Origin of the sequence: Streptomyces sp. NPDC007901 (genome assembly GCF_042959465.1) — a bacterium.
GTDB lineage: Bacteria > Actinomycetota > Actinomycetes > Streptomycetales > Streptomycetaceae > Streptomyces.
The window spans coordinates 174,842-189,733 of sequence record NZ_JBIBKW010000003.1; the positions used below are offsets into that span (position 1 = coordinate 174,842).

12 protein-coding genes and 1 pseudogene are annotated in these 14,892 nt (G+C 70.5%); 8 read left to right on the plus strand and 5 right to left on the minus strand.

What is annotated here, in order from left to right; all coding sequences use genetic code 11:
* Positions 1 to 19 precede the first annotated feature (19 nt).
* From ACFZDK_RS11135 to ACFZDK_RS11170, 8 genes and pseudogenes are all read left to right on the plus strand, one after another.
* On the plus strand, positions 20 to 634 hold the full coding sequence (locus ACFZDK_RS11135; RefSeq protein WP_390971740.1) for a DUF6230 family protein: 615 nt from the start codon (positions 20 to 22) through the stop codon (positions 632 to 634).
* Between the two features lie 45 nt (positions 635 to 679).
* Entirely contained in the window at positions 680 to 1,129 is a 450-nt protein-coding gene (locus tag ACFZDK_RS11140; protein WP_390971741.1) for a DUF6114 domain-containing protein, read from the plus strand.
* Between the two features lie 719 nt (positions 1,130 to 1,848).
* Positions 1,849 to 2,292: a hypothetical protein gene (locus ACFZDK_RS11145; protein ID WP_390971742.1), complete on the plus strand. Its 444-nt coding sequence runs from the start codon at positions 1,849 to 1,851 to the stop codon at positions 2,290 to 2,292.
* A gap of 129 nt (positions 2,293 to 2,421) precedes the next feature.
* Positions 2,422 to 3,291: an alpha/beta fold hydrolase gene (locus tag ACFZDK_RS11150; RefSeq protein ID WP_390971743.1), complete on the plus strand. Its 870-nt coding sequence runs from the start codon at positions 2,422 to 2,424 to the stop codon at positions 3,289 to 3,291.
* 148 nt (positions 3,292 to 3,439) lie between these two features.
* Positions 3,440 to 4,036, plus strand: a complete 597-nt coding sequence (locus ACFZDK_RS11155; protein WP_390971744.1) for a TetR family transcriptional regulator — start codon at positions 3,440 to 3,442, stop codon at positions 4,034 to 4,036.
* A gap of 135 nt (positions 4,037 to 4,171) precedes the next feature.
* Positions 4,172 to 4,906, plus strand: a complete 735-nt coding sequence (locus tag ACFZDK_RS11160; RefSeq protein ID WP_390971745.1) for an NAD(P)-binding domain-containing protein — start codon at positions 4,172 to 4,174, stop codon at positions 4,904 to 4,906.
* 163 nt (positions 4,907 to 5,069) lie between these two features.
* Positions 5,070 to 6,014: an LLM class flavin-dependent oxidoreductase gene (locus ACFZDK_RS11165; RefSeq protein WP_390971746.1), complete on the plus strand. Its 945-nt coding sequence runs from the start codon at positions 5,070 to 5,072 to the stop codon at positions 6,012 to 6,014.
* Between the two features lie 14 nt (positions 6,015 to 6,028).
* A pseudogene (locus ACFZDK_RS11170) lies at positions 6,029 to 6,202 on the plus strand (arsenic resistance protein); the annotation flags it as partial.
* Positions 6,203 to 6,607: 405 nt separating this feature from the next.
* Here the strand turns inward: ACFZDK_RS11170 and ACFZDK_RS11175 are convergent.
* From ACFZDK_RS11175 to ACFZDK_RS11195, 5 genes are all read right to left on the minus strand, one after another.
* Positions 6,608 to 9,046, minus strand: coding sequence for a SpoIIE family protein phosphatase (locus ACFZDK_RS11175; protein ID WP_390971747.1), 2,439 nt, complete (start codon positions 9,044 to 9,046; stop codon positions 6,608 to 6,610).
* A 76-nt stretch (positions 9,047 to 9,122) separates the two neighbouring features.
* Positions 9,123 to 11,597, minus strand: coding sequence for a SpoIIE family protein phosphatase (locus ACFZDK_RS11180; RefSeq protein ID WP_390971748.1), 2,475 nt, complete (start codon positions 11,595 to 11,597; stop codon positions 9,123 to 9,125).
* Positions 11,598 to 11,874: 277 nt separating this feature from the next.
* Positions 11,875 to 13,059 carry a cytochrome P450 gene (locus ACFZDK_RS11185; RefSeq protein ID WP_390971750.1) on the minus strand — a complete coding sequence of 395 codons (1,185 nt, stop codon included), beginning with the start codon at positions 13,057 to 13,059 and terminating at the stop codon, positions 11,875 to 11,877.
* A 31-nt stretch (positions 13,060 to 13,090) separates the two neighbouring features.
* Positions 13,091 to 14,446: an FAD-dependent oxidoreductase gene (locus ACFZDK_RS11190; RefSeq protein ID WP_390971751.1), complete on the minus strand. Its 1,356-nt coding sequence runs from the start codon at positions 14,444 to 14,446 to the stop codon at positions 13,091 to 13,093.
* The gene (locus ACFZDK_RS11195) at positions 14,436 to 14,645 is read right to left on the minus strand and encodes a ferredoxin (protein ID WP_390971752.1); all 210 of its coding nucleotides are present in this window, start codon (positions 14,643 to 14,645) and stop codon (positions 14,436 to 14,438) included. Before ACFZDK_RS11195 ends, ACFZDK_RS11190 begins: the two co-directional genes overlap by 11 nt.
* Between the last annotated feature and the right edge of the window lie 247 nt (positions 14,646 to 14,892).

Genomic DNA, 14,892 nt, shown 5'->3' on the forward strand with positions numbered 1-14,892 from the left:
CGACAACGGAGGTCCACGCATGTCCCAGCGAATAGGCCGGACCCACTGGAAGCGCTTCGCCATCGGCGCGGTGCCGACGGTGATCGCCACGGCGGCTGTCGCCGTCTCCATGGCCCAGGGCGCGCTGGCCGCTTCGTTCAGCATCTCCGGTTCCGACTTCAAGGTCTCGGCCGGGAAGTTGAGCGGCTCCGGGTTCGGCAACTACGCCACGGTGGACGTCGCCAAGAACGGCAAGCACGTACCCGTCTCCGTGTCGTCCATCAAGGACGCGACGATCGTCGACATGTGCCAGTCCGTGCCGGTGGACATCCCCGTGCTCGGGACCTACACGATGTCGCTCAAGGCCGGCGGGGAGGGCACGCCGGTCAAGGCCAAGGACCTGTACCTCGACATGACCGACCTCCAGGCCAAGAAGGGCACCTTCAACAACGTCGACATCGGCGTCGCCACCGGTGCCATGACCAAGGGCCAGGTCAACCCGAAGGACCACGTGGATCCCAACGGCTACGCCCAGCAGGCGGATTCGGTCGAGATCATCGATGCCCACCAGACGGTCTGGGCCAGTTCCGCGGGGACGTTCGAACTGTCGGGCCTGCACATGAACATCGCGGCCGGCCGTCACGACTGCTTCTGACCTGCCTCAGCCTCCCTCGCCCGCCGACGATTGGGGAACCTCCACATGACGAGTGTCGGCGCACCCGCGCACCCTCACAGCGGCAGCGGCCTCGCCCGTGCTCGCCGGACTTTCAGGACCTGGCGGCGCACCCGCCCCTTCTGGGCGGGCCTGTTGGTACTCCTGGCCGCCGCGCCGATCATCTACTTCCCGTACTTCAACCTCTCCCTGGGCGCCCTGTCCGTGGCGATGTCCACCACCGCGGGGGCGGGGTCCCTGGTCATCGGCCTGACGCTGATCGTCCTCGGCGGACTTCTGTGGTTCCAGCCCATCATCAGGTTCTTCGCCGGATGCGTGGCCGTCTTCCTCGGTGTGCTGTCGCTCCCCATCTCGAACTTCGGCGGATTCTTCGTCGGCACACTGTGCGCGGCCACGGGTGGACTGCTGGCCCTGGCATGGGGCCCGGTGAACACACCCGACGACACCGAGGAGCCGCCGGGGAGGGCCGGGGAATGACCGACCAGTCGCCCGGCCTCCGCGGCGAGGCCGTAGCACCCCACCACGCGCGGTCGACGAGAGGTCGTCACGCCGTTCCCCGTACGTCCGCGCTGACCCGACTGCGCCTGCCGCTCGGGAAGGCTCTCGCACTCACCGCACTGCCGACCGTCCTCGTCCTCGCGAGTCAGCGTCCGCCTGCGGTCGATGCGAGCGCCACCGCGGCTCATTCCGCTCCCGAAAAGGAGCTTGTCGGCGGCGTCGGCTGTGACCGCCCCGACGACACAGCAGCCCCAACTCCGGCCCCCACTCCTCCTCCCTCCGCTGCTCCCGGCACACCCAGTGCCCCCACGAGCGATGAGCCCGTCGAACCGCCGGAGCACGTGGCTGACGAGGAAACGGGCCCGGCCCCGGCTCCGACCGCCTCACCGAGCGCGACCGCCGCCACCGCCGGCCTTGTGGACCTCCTCGGTTCCATGCTCCACGGCGACCCCGAGGAGCAGAGTCCGCCTCCCGACACGAGTCCCTCGGCGATTCCGGCCGCTCCGACTCCGACGACCGCGGAACCATCCGACGTGCCGCGGGTCGCACCCCATGCGCCACCCATCCCCGGCCACCGGGCAACTGAGCCGCCGTCCCGACCGGCGCCCACCCCAGGGGCGTCCAGCGCCTGCGACATCAGCGATCTCAAGGCTCCCGAGGACACGAGCGCCGGCCGATTCGCCGCCGAGTCCTGGAACATGAAGGGAAGCCGCCTCGAACTGCGCGACCTCGTCTTCGGCGGCGTGGTGACCGTGGACACGGCCGCCGGGCCCAAACGGGTGCTCAAGTTCTCCGCGGCCGGTGTCACGATCCGCGGCCTGAAGATGGCCGTACCCGTCGGCCCGCAGATCCAGCACATCGACGGAGCGCCCGGCTCGACGTCCACGCTGCGAGGCGACCGCATCACCATGTACGTCGAGAGCCTGACGGGCACCCTCTCCGGCGTCGAAGGCGTCCCCCTGCCTCCGGTCCTCCGCCTCCACCTCACGCCCGACACCGTCCCGGAGTGGCTCTACGACACGGTCGGGAAGGCGGGCCTCAAGCTCCGACTCGGCCTGGACGACGCCGACATCGACCAGGCCGGACAGACGGGGGGAGAGCTCACCATCCCTGGGATCCACGGGTACGGCACGCCCCGGTGAAGCCGAGGCCGCGCTGGACTTGTGCCTTGAAACCGATCGGTTTACCTTGATGGAAACCGATCGGTTTCTCGTTCTCCGGAGAGAGACATGACCGTTCTGGTAACCCCTCATGCGCAAGGAGTCGGCGAGATGCCCAGCCAAGAGTCACGTCCCACGATTCACATTCCGGGGACCACCAGCCACATGATCCCCCCTCGCGGCGGCCGCGAGGGAACGCTGCGCTACCTCAAAGCGGGCACCGGTGCCCCCCTGGTTCTGCTGCACACCGTGCGCACCCAGGCCGAGCACTTCCGCCACCTCATCCCGCTGGTCGCGGACCGGTACACCGTGTACGCCCTAGACCTGCCGGGGATGGGCTACTCCGAGATCGCGCCCGGGGCGTCGTACGACGAGCCGGCCATGCGCGCGGGAGTCGAGCGGCTCCTGACCGAACTCGACCTGCACGACGTGACGTTGGTCGGGGAGTCCATGGGGGCGGTGCTCGCCCTGACCACCGCGGCCGATCTCCCGGAGCGGGTCCGACGCGTCGTCGCGGTCAACACCTACGACTTCCGCGGCGGCATCGCCAGGTCGAGCCTCCTCGCCCGCGTGGTGGTCAGCGGTGTCCTCGCGCCCGGCGTGGGTCCGGTGATCGCAGGGGTGGAGCCCAAGCCCGTGCTCACCAAGATCCTTCAGGGCGGCCTCGGCGACAAGAGCGCGCTGCGGGAGGACTACGTGGACGAGCTCCTCCAGGTCGGCGGGCGCCCCGGCTATCCGACCGTCGCGCGAGGCGTGTACCAGGCCCTGCCCAGCCTCGTCGCGGCCCGCTCGCACTACCCCGACGTCAAGGCTCCCGTCCACCTCGTCTACGGCGAGAAGGACTGGTCCCGGCCCTCGGACCGGGAGGCCAACAGGAAGCTGCTGCCGGCCGCCGGCTTCACGCAGGTGCCGAAGGCCGGCCACTTCATCGCTCTGGAACGGCCCGACGTACTGGCCGACCTGCTGACCGTGGTCGGGTGACCGCCCCGACCCCGCCCGGCCGTCCCGGATCGTCCTGCCCGTGGTGCCTCCGGCTTGACCGGATGCTGCCTCCGTTTTACAGTGGAACCACTGCGGAGGTAGCCTCCGTTTTATTGGAATCGCAGGATCGCGTGATTCGGGAGAATGCATGGACGTCGGTGGACAGCAGGGGCGCAGGCCCCGTGCGGATGTCCAGCGCAACCGTGTCGCCCTCCTGGAAGCGGCGCAGCGTCACTTCCTGAAGTACGGGGTCGGTACGTCCCTGGAGGCGGTGGCCAAGGAGGCGGGTGTAGGGCCCGGCACCTTGTACCGGCACTTCCCCACCCGGGAGGCGCTGCTGGCGGCCGTGCTGCAGACGCGTTCCGAGGAACTGGTGGCGCGTCAGGAAGAGATCGCGCGGCTCGGCGACGCCGACAAGGCGCTGGAGCAGTGGCTGCGTGCGCTGGAGGAGTACTTCAGCGCGTTCAGCGGACTGCCGGAGCCGCTGATGGCTGCGGCCAGGGCGCAGGATCCGGACAACCCGCTCACGCTTCCCTGTGACACCGTCATCACCGCCACCGAGGAGTACGTGCAGGCCGCTCAGCGGACGGGGTACGTGCGCAAGTCGGTGAAGGGGTACGACCTGTTCCTCGCGGCCATCTCCGTCGCCTGGCTCAAGGGTGCCGGCGCCGCGGAAGAGGAGTCGCTGGACCGCGTTCGCGCGCTCATCGTCGCCGGCTACCGCGAACGGAACACCGAGGCGTAAGCCCCTGCCGGGCGATCACCGGAGCATCCAGGGATCTCTGGACTTCGGGCGGTCTCCCGCGCCCTTCATTCCACGGTTCCACAATGATCACATCACGCCGCCCTGGGGCCGGTGCGTCTCCTGAAAGGACAAATCATGAAAATCTCTGTTATCGGCGCCGGAGCGATCGGCGGCAACCTCGCACGCAAGCTCGGCGCCGCCGGTCACGACGTCCAGGTGGCCGACGCCCGCGGGCCCGAGGCCGTCGCACCCGACGTGCTGGAGACCGGCGCCCGCGCCGTGGCGCTCGAGGACGCAGTCAAGGACAGGGACGCCGTCATCCTGGCCATCCCCTTCGGAGTGGCGGGACAGCTGGCCGAGTTGTTCGCCTCCGTCCCCGCCGAGACGGTGGTCATCGACACCTCCAACTACTACCCGCACCTCAGCGGACGGATCGAGGCGGTGGAGGCCGGCGCCATAGAGAGCGTGTACACCTCCGAGCTCCTCGGACGCCCCGTGATCAAGGCATGGAACGCGGCCCTGGCCGAAACCCAGCGGACGAAGGGTGTCCCGGCGGGCGCTCCGGGCCGCATCGCCATCCCGGTCGCCGGCGATGCCGAGGAAGCGAAGCGGGTGGCCATGCACCTGGTGGACGACACCGGATTCGACCCCTACGACGCGGGAGCACTGGCCGACTCCTGGCGTCAGCAGCCGATGGGCCCGGCCTACTGCACCGAGCTGACCCTGGACGAGTTGCCGGCAGCCCTGGCCGCGGCCGATCGGGTCAAGGACGCGGCTGTCCGGGAGAGCATGGCGGAGCGCTTCGCCGCCCTCGGCGCCGATCCCACCCTGGAGGACGTCGTCGAGATGAACCGCGCCGCCCACAGGTGAGCGCGCCTGTCGTCGGCCCGCGGCGCACACCCCGTACGAGAAGTCCCCGACACCTCCTCTCGTACCTCTCGTACGGAGCGCCGCGGCCGGGTTCCACGGCACGCCTGGGGGGAGTGAGCGGAGGCTCCGTCCGTCCTTTCTCGCCTCGTCTGGAGGAGCGACCATGACAAGCCGGCAGATGCTCCTGTGCATGCAGTTCACCAGCGGCTACGGAGCCGAACCCGGTGCATGGCGTCTGCCGGGCGTGAACCTGTCCAGTTACACGGACATGGACCAGTTCGTGCGCTACGCGCAGGCGGCCGAGCGCGGCAAGATCCAGCTGCTGTTCTTCGCGGACACCCCGGTCCTGGACGTGGATCTCGAAGACCATGCCCCGCATCACCCCATCGACCCGCTGCTGGTCATGACGGCCATCGCACGTGAGACCGGGCGGATCGGTCTGGTCGCCACCGCTTCCACCACCTTCAACGAGCCCTACACCCTTGCCCGGCAGTTCAAGGCGCTCGACGTGATCAGCCGCGGCCGGGCCGGCTGGAACGCGGTCACCACCTCGGATCCCGCCGCCGCGGCGAACTTCGGCCGTCCCATACCGCCGCGCGCACAGAAGTACGAGCGCGCGCACGAGGTCGTCCAGATCGTGCAGGCGCTTTGGGGCAGCTGGGAGAAGGACGCCTGGGTCGGGGACGTCCCCGGTAAGCGGTTCGCCGACATGGACAAGATCCAGCCGGTCAACCTCCAGGGCCGCCACGTCGCCTCCCGCGGCCCGCTGCCCATCCCGCCGTCCGAGCAGGGCCGGCCGGTCATCTTCCAGGCGGGTGGCGGCAGTTACGGCCTGGAGCTGGCGGGCCGTTACGCGGACGGCATGTACGCGAATCCCCACACGATCGAAGACGGCCAGGCCCGCGCAACTTTTCAGGCCTGCAAGTGCCCGAGTGCCCGGATCTTGACAGTGGACCAGTGCGGAGCCAGTCATAGGGCGACTACCGCGCAGCTCTCCACGCGGAGAGGCTCGTTCAACGAGGACGTGCCGCGGGCCTACGGGAGGCCAGTCATCCGTGTTGCGTCAGGCCGGGTGCACCAGCAGGCGCGTTCGATGGCGGCCCGATAGGGCCCCGGGGGGCCGGTGCGGTCGCCGCCGTTGTGCCCGTCTGCGTGGCCTTCCTCGTGGCGATGGCGTTCGCCGGGCTCGCCGTCACCCGCCTGTTCCGCCTCGGCGCCCGGGATGGCCGGGCGATCGTGTTCAGCGGCGCGACCCGCAACTCCTTCGTCGTCCTCCCGTTGGCCCTGCCCTGCCCGATGCCCTGGCCGACGTTTGCTCCTGGCACAGTGCCCGCTCCCGTGCGGTCCAGGAGCACTCGAACGGAGGAGGCAGGCTGCGACAGCGCACCGCGTAGCTGTCGGTTCTCTGCGGTCAGTTGGTCAACAGCGCGGACAAGATGATCGACGTCCGTCCGCAGCTGGGATAGCTCCGCCGCGTCCCTGGCCCGAAGTTCCTTGAGTTTGACGACCTGTTGGCGCAGGCGGATCTCGGCGTGCGGCATCTGTCCGCGCGCCGTTGGAGTGCTGCGCGGTTCCCTGCAGGAGGCGATCCATGGCTGAGCGGACTCGGTCGCGTTCGTCGGGTGCGGGGCTCATGCGGGTGCGGTGGTGGGCCTCGGCGAGGTCGCGCAGCCGGGTGGTGTTGTCGTGCTCATGGCGTGATCAGCGGTGGCATGCGATGGGCTGTTCGGACCAGATGGTCTTGCGGTTCTGGGCATGGCGGCAGCCCCAGCGCTCGGCGAGGTGGGCGACGAGGAACAGGCCGCGTCCGCCCTCGTCGGTGGTGCGGGCGCGGCGCAGACGGGGTTGGGTGCTGTTGGAGTCGGTGACCTCGCAGACGAGAACGTCGTGGCGGATCAGTCGCAGTTCCGCCGGCGGACGACCGTAGCGGATCGCGTTGGTGACCAGTTCGCTGACGATGAGTTCGGTGGGGAAGAGGAGGTCGTCCAACCCCCATGCGGTGAGTTGGCGGGTCGCCCATGCCCGGGCGTCCGAGACAGCGGCCGGGTCGGCCGGTATCTGCCAGTGAGCGGTGTCCTTGGCCGGTACGGCGCGGGTGCGTGCCAGCAGCAGGGTTGCGTCGTCACGTGGTGCTTCGTCCACCAGAGCGTCCAGGAGGGCCCTGCCGGTCTCGTCCAGGGCGCGGTCCGGGCGGCAGGAGGTGGTGAGCGCATCGGTCAGCCGGCGGAGCCCGTCGTCGATGTCGTGCGCGCGCCGGTGGACCAGGCCGTCGGTGTAGAGCGCGAGGACGCTGCCCGGCTCCAGGTCGATCACCGTGGTCTCGTACGGCATGCCGCAGACGGCGAGGGGTGGCCCCGGGAGAAGGCCGACGGCTTCGGCGGTCCCGTCGGGCCGGACGAGTACGGGCGGCGGGTGTCCGGCACTGGCCATGGCGCAGCGTCGGGTGACCGGGTCGTAGACCGCGTAGAGGCAGGTGGCGCCCATGACGTCGTGGTTGCCGGGTGGTGCTTCCGCGGCGAGGCGCTGGACCAGGTCGGCGATGCGGGTGAGCAGCTCGTCCGGTTCCAGTTCGAGGTCGGCGAGAGTCTGGATGGCGGCGCGCAGACGGCCCATGGTGGCGCTTGCGGGTATGCCTTGGCCGATCACGTCTCCGGCGACGAGGGCCAGCCGGAGCGAGGGCAGGGCGATGGCGTCGTACCAGTCGCCGCCAATACCCGCTCCACGGCCGGTGGGCAGGTAGACGCCCGCGGTCTCGGCCGCTGGGGTGTCGGTCATGGCCGGCGGAAGGAGGCTCTGCTGCAGGGCCATGGCCGCTCTGTGCTCACGCGTGTGACGGCGGGCGTTGTCGATGGCGAGCGCTCCCCGTGAGGCGATCTGCCTCATGAGGTCCACCTCGTCCTCGGTGAACGGTTCGGACAGGCCGGTGCGCCAGATCACGATCGCGCCGAGGGTCAGGCCGCGGGCGTGCAGCGGTGCCACCATCAACGCGTATGTGTCCTGCGGAAGGAACTGCTCGACCAGCTGCGGTCCGCCGATCAGGGCGATGAAGTCGTCCCGGCCGTAGACGACCGTCTCGCCGCGCTGGAAGCGGCGCAGGAGCGGGTGGTCGGACAGGGGCGGGACGACGTCGCCGTGCCTGATGCCGGGCGGCCAGAGCGTTGCGGCCGGCGCCAGGGCAGCGTTGCGCAGATGCAGATCCCCGCCGCCCAGCCGTTCGGCGGGTTCTTCACCGTCGAAGACGGCCTGCGCGAGGTCGACTGCGGCGCGGTCCCCGAAGGCCGGTACGAGGACGTCCGCGAGATCCTGCGCGGTCCGCGCGACATCCAGGGAGCCTCCCACGCGCTCGGCAACCTCGCGGGCGAGATGCAGCTGCCGGCGGGCACGTAGTTGGTCGGTGTCGTCCATATAGAGAGCGGCGACCCCCGTGGGGTGGCCTCGGGCGTCCTCCAGACGGAAGGCGGACAGCGACAGCGCGTGCCGCCGCGCTGGTTGGTGCCGCCAGCCGGCGTGCTGGTTCCTGCCGAGCACCGGAATGCCCGTTCGGAGGACCTGGCGCAGTACCGCTTCGATGCGCTCGGCGTCCTCGGCGCACAGCACGTCACCCAGCCGGGTGCCCGGCTGTACGGGGCGGCCGTCGAGCGGGTCCGGCATGGCGTTGGTCTGCACGGTGGTGAGATCCGTGTCGTGCAGAGCGATCGTGATCCGGTTCTGCGCGGACAGTGCGCGCAGGAGCGCTGCCCCGTGCTGGTGGCCGCATAGGTGAGGGGTGGGGGCCGCGAGCACGAGGAAGTCCGCCGAGCCGCTCACCCGTGTGGTCCGGAAGGTGACGTCGATCGTGTCGCCGCGCCGGTGCCGCAGGCGTACCCGGCCGGTCGCCGGCAGTCGTGTGGCCCCGCGCAGGTCGTGCGGGAGCTCGGCCACCAGCTTCTGCACCGGGCGGCCGTGGACCTCGTCGGCGCGGAACCCGGTCAGGTCCTGTGCTGTCCCGGTCCACCCCACCACCGCGCCCCGCTGGTCGAGCACGGCGGCGGCCAGACCGTCGAAGGCGGACGGCCTGCCTCCGGGGGCGGCGCCGGGGACGCTCGTCCCTGCTTGGGAGGCGCCTGGTGAGTCGGCGTTTTCAGCATTCGATGTGTCCATGTGTCCGGCTTCCATCACGAGAGCCCGCGGCTGCGGGAGAGGGGGGATCCGGTGGCGGCTGTCGGCCACCGGTGCGTCAGAGGGCGACGGCTGGGGAGGGCAGGTCCTGTTCGGCCCAGACGACTTTGCCGTCCGCCGCGCAGCGGGAACCCCACCTGCGCGACAGCCGAGCGACGAGACAGAGGCCGCGGCCGTGCTCGTCGAGAGGGCGGGGATGGCGGGGGCGCGGTTGACCGGTGCTGGTGTCGGAGACTTCACACGTCAGCACCCGGTGCCGGATGAGCCGTAGGCGGCTCGGGCCGTCTCCGTGCCGGATCGCGTTGGTGACCAGTTCGGTGACGATCGACTCCACGGTTGTCACCAGCGGCTCCAGGCCCCATTGCCTGAGCTGACGGGCGGCAAGGTGGCGGGCTGTCGGGGCGGTGACGAGTTCGTTCGGCAGGTCCCAGGAGGCGACCTGGGCGGGCCGCAGTGCGCGAGTCCGCGCGAGGAGCAGGGTGACGTCGTCGGCCGGTGCCTGAGCCGGCAAGGTCTCCATCGCCCGCGAGCACAGGTCCTCCAGGGATGCACCCGGCTGGGCCAGGGCGGCGCCCAGGCGCCGCAGGCCGACGTCGATGTCCTCGTCGCGGGACTCGACGATGCCGTCGGAGTAGAAGGCGAGCACACTTCCTTCGGGCAGGTCCAGTTCCACCGACTCGAAGGGCACCATGCCGAGACCGAGGCCGAGCGGGGCTCCTGCGGGCAGGTCGGGGATGGTGACCCTGCCCTGCCCGTCGACGATCAGGGGCGGCGGATGCCCGGCCCGCGCCATCGCGCACCGTCGGGTGACGGGGTCGTAGACGGCGTACAGGCAGGTGGCACCCACCACCGCGGGGACATCGTCGGAGTCGTCTGCGTCTTCGTCGTTCAGTCGCCGGACCGTGTCGTCGAGGTGCGCCAGCAGTTCGTCCGGGGGCAGGTCGAGGTCCGCGAGGGTGCGCACGGCGGTGCGCAGCCTGCCCATGGTCGCCGCGGCGTTGATGCCGTGTCCCACCACATCGCCGACGACCAGGGCCACCCGGGCGCCGGACAGCTCGATCACGTCGAACCAGTCGCCCCCCACCCCGTGGTCCAGGTCGGCCGGCACATAGCGCGAGGCGACCTCGACGGCGGCACCGCCCTGTACACGGTGCGGGAGCAGGTCGCGTTGCAGTGTGAGGGCGGCGGTGCGCTCGCGCGCGTACTGGAGCGCGTTGTCCAGGCAGAGCGCGGCCCGGGTGACCAGTTCCTCGGCGAGGAGGAGGTCGTCCTCCTGGAACGGTGTCTGTTCCAGGGAACGGCCGAACAGCGCCAGTCCCAGCACGCAGCGCCGGGCACGGATGGGTACGACCATCAAGGAGTGGACGCCGCTCTCGCGTACCTTCCGCGCCCGCACCGGGTCGTGGTCGACCCAGGGGCCGGCATGGGTGTCCAGCACCGGCTCCAGGTACGAGCGGCCCGTGCGCATCGCGGCGGAGAACAGCGAGTCCGGGTGGGAGCGGACCACCTCTTCACGCACCCACGGCAACTCCAGGACACCCAGATCGACGGAGGCCATACCGGCACGGCGCAGCAGCTGCGGGCGGCCACTCGTCGTGCCGGTCCGTGCCGACGGCTCGGCGCCGAAGGGAACAGACTCCACGAGATCGACGAGGGCGTGGTCGGCCAGCAGGGGCACGGCGAGCTCTGCCAGCTCCTGCCCGGTCCGCATCACGTCGAGGGTGCTCCCGATGTGCGTGCCGGCCTCGCTGAGGATGGCGAGACGCTCCCGCGCCCGCCGGTTCCCGGTGACGTCCACGGTCATGGAGCACACGCCCACCGACGTGCCGTCCGCGCCCTGGAGACAGAAGAACGAGGCCGCGAACGCGTGCTCACGGCGCCGGTCCGCGGGCGGCCACGCACGGTACTCGTGCACCGTCGTCGTGCCGCTCTGCAGCACCTGCCGCATCACCACCTCCAGCGCTTCGGCCTCGACGGCGGGCAGTGAGTCCTTCAGACCGCGCCCGAAGCGCCGGTGAAGGGGAACGCCGTCGTGACGCTTCATGGCGTCGTTCACCCACACACAGCGCAGCTGCGGGTCATAGACGGCGATGCCGATCGGGGCTCGGGCAAGGAGTGACTCCCGCACTGGTTCGCCGGTCACCCCCGAGGACAGGGAACCTATGTCCGTCACGGACACCAGCCACCGGATGCCGGCGTCCCGCCCCCGCAGCAGCGAAACCCGCAGCGTCATCCTGAGCGTCTGGCCGTCGCGGTGGCGTATCGCCGCGGTGCCGGACCAGCCGCCCCGCAAACGGCACTGCTCCGAGAACTCCGAAGCCCTTCGTTCGTCGTCGGGGGGCGCCAGGACGCGTGTCGCGCAGCGGCCCACCACCTCCCCGGCCGAGTAACCGACGAGTTGCTGAGCGGCGCGCGTCCACCCCACGACGATGCCCCCGGCATCGAGCATCGCTATCGCGGCGTCGGGCATCTCGCGGGGATCACGGGCCCGGGCGAGAAGGGTGTGGTCGGGGGCTCGGTCAGTTCTGGTCATCGCGGGTCGTCCCATCGGTGCGGAAGTGAGAGCGTCCGCACGGGGCGCGGCGCCCTGTGTGCGGCCTGGGCGAACGGCGATGTCCTGGGTGAGCGGCACACGGTCGGCATGTCTCGTAATAGAGCGAAATGCCCATTTCTGATGAAATCATCATGTGTAGGCGCTCAGGCGTCAAGTCCCTCATAGGTGATCGAATCATCAGGCAGGATTCTCGGGCCTCGTCATTCGGCGCCCTCGTCCCGCTGGAGCGGGACGAGGGCGCCGTGGTCACGCGGCCTCACAGTTGGACGGTGAGGTGGCGGGGTCCGCGGAGCATGGCGTTCTGCCGGTATGGGGGCGGGTCCTCGACCAGGCTGGCGCCGCCGAGGTGGGGAAGCAGCGCGCCGAGCGCGGCGTAAGCCTCGATGCGGGCCAGGGGCCCGCCGTAGCAGACGTGGATGCCGCTGCCGAAGCCGAGGTGCTGGTTGTCGGGGCGGGTGGGGTCGAACCGGTCGGGCTCGTCGAACCGCAGGGGATCACGGTTGCCCGACGCCAGCGCCAGAATGACGGACGCGTGCTGCGGGATCTCGGTGCCGGCGACGTCGATGTCGGCGTGCGGGACGCGCCCGCGCATGTGGACCGGGGGCTCGTAGCGCAGCAGTTCCTCCACCGCTCGCGGCAGCAGTTCGGGTTCGCGTCGCAGCCGGTCCAGCTGCTCGGGGTGACGCAGCAGGGTGAGCGAGCCGTTGGTGATCAGGTTGACCGTCGTCTCGTGCCCGGCGATGAGCAACAGCACGGCGGTTTCGGCGAGTTCCTCCTGGGTGAGACGCAGGGCCGGGTCGGGTTCGTTGACGAAGGCGGAGAGCATGTCGTCGCCCGGATCGCCACGACGCTGCTCGGCGAGGTTCACCAGGTACCCGCCCATTTCCATCCGCGCCTGGTCGCCGGCCTTGTCCTCCTCGGCGGAGTCGTCCTCGGGCCTGACGTCGGCGGCCGCGACCAGCGCGTCGGACCAGGCCCGGAACAGCGGTTCGTCCTCGCGCGGTACGCCGAGCAGCCGGCAGATCACCGTGACGGGCAGCGGGTAGGCGAAGTCGTCGACGATGTCGATCTGCCGGCCCGCCTCGAAGGGCTCCAGGAGTTCCTTGGTGATCCGGTCGATCTCGCCGCGCATGGAGTCGACCCGGCCGGGGCTGTGCGGGGGCCCGAAGGGCCGCATGGCCAGCGTGCGCAGCCTGTGGTGCTCGGGGTCGTCGAGCCGGAGGAAGGGCGGCTTGTGGGCCGCTTCACCCCGGGTGCGGGGGTCGACGCTCATCCGCGGATCGTGGAGCAGAGCGGCGATCTCGTGGTAGGTGCCGATCAGATAGCTGCCGTCTTCCTGCCGCACCACGGGACCGGCCTCGCGGAGTTCCGCGTACAGGGGGTAGGGGTCGGGGCGGCTGGCGTAGTCGGTGATCCGGGCCAGCAAGGTGGCGGAGTCCATGACGGCTCCTCGGGGTCGGGCGGGACGCGGGCTACACCACCGTCAGTCGGCGGTCGGGAAGATGGCCGGTGAGAGCGACGGTCGGGCCATGGGACAGCCCCGACGGATCCGGCACGAGAGAGGGGATCGGGATGTCGGCCGCGATCGCCCGGTCCTGCGCACCGGGCGGCGGCGGGAACGGCGCGGCCGTCTCGATCAGGTGCCGGTAGTAGTCGAGTGACTTCGCCATGTCGACGGTGACGGCGGCGGTGACCCGGCCCTGGTAGCCGTAGACCATGGCCAGCCGGCGTGCCTCCAGGGATCCCTGGGCGATGACCACGTGGTCGGAGTAGGTGGGTACGCCCACGGACTTGATGTTGAGTCCGAACTGGGTCGACCAGAACGTCGGGATGGACAGGTGCGGACGCTGCAGCGGCCCGGGGTTGACCATGTTGTGGGCCGCCACCTCGGCCTGCTCCACCGCGTTGCCCCAGTGCTCCAGGGACAGCATCTGGTAGCCGAAGAGCGGGTGGGGGAAGCGGGAGACGTCACCGGCCACGAAGACGTCGTCGGTGACGATCCCGTACATGTTGAAGGCGCGGCACCCGGCGTCGCAGGCGATGCCGCGCGGACCCGCCGCCAGGCCGGAGTCCGCCAGCCATTCGACGTTGCGGATCGCACCCAGCGCGACGACGCACACGTCCGCGTCCACGCGGCTGCCGTCGGACAGCTCCGCGCCGGTGAACCCGCCGTTCCCGCGCAGGGCGGTGACCGTCACCCCGGTGCGCAGGTCCACGCCGTGGTTGCGCTGCATGACCGCCGCGAGTTTCGACAAGGTGCCGCCGAGAGCGCCGACCAGCGGCGCGGGGCCGCGTTCGGCGACCGTGACCTCAAGCCCCAGTTCCCGGCAGGCCGAGGCGATCTCCGAGCCGGTGAAGCCGCCGCCGATCACCAGCACCCGCTCCGGCCTCGCGTCCAGCCGTTCGGCCAGCCCGGCGGCGTCCTCCCGGGTGCGCAGGGTGAACACCCCGTCCAGGGCGGCTTCCGCCGGGTCGGGCCAGGGCCGCGCCCGGGTGCCGGTGGCGATCAACAGCCGGTCGTACGGCAGCGACTCCCCGTCGGCCAGGAGCACCCGCTTCGCCAGCAGGTCCACACCGCCGGCAGGCACGCCCAGGCGCCACTCGGCGTCCGGCTCCCGGCGCGTCGGCAGCCCCGTGGTCTCCGCCGTCGCCTGCCCGAGCAGCACCTGCTTGGACAGCGGCGGCCGGTCGTAGGGCGGGTGCGGCTCGTCTCCGACCACGGTCAGTGAGCCGGTGAAGCCCTCCTCGCGCAGTGCCTCCGCGGCCCTCAGGCCGGCCAGCGACGCGCCGACGACGACAATCCGGCCCTCCTTCAGGTCACCGGACACCACTGCTCACCTCTTCCCCGAGGAGGATCGCCTGGACCGGACAGGCCGCCGCGGCCTGGCGGACGCGTTCGGCCTGGTCGTCGGGGACGGCCGTGGCGTACAGCAGTCCCTCCTCACCGTGCAGCTCGAACACCTCCGGCGCGAGGAACACGCACTGGGCGTACCCCTGGCAGCGCGTGAGGTCGACAACGGTCCGCATCTCCACCACTTCCTCCGCTGTCCCACCCCCCTCGTTTCCAGCATGGGCCGGGAATCGCGGGCCCGCACGTCGTGCTGCGGAACGGAAACACCGGCGCGCCGCGGGGTCGGTGATGGACAACTCGCATGTGATGAAAGGAAGTTGTTGTCACTCGCACGCGCCGGTCTCCCAGTGGCCTTCGTCACCTCGACATTTCCATACAACGTATGGCAATAATGGGAGGGCTATACCGTACAACGTATGGAAC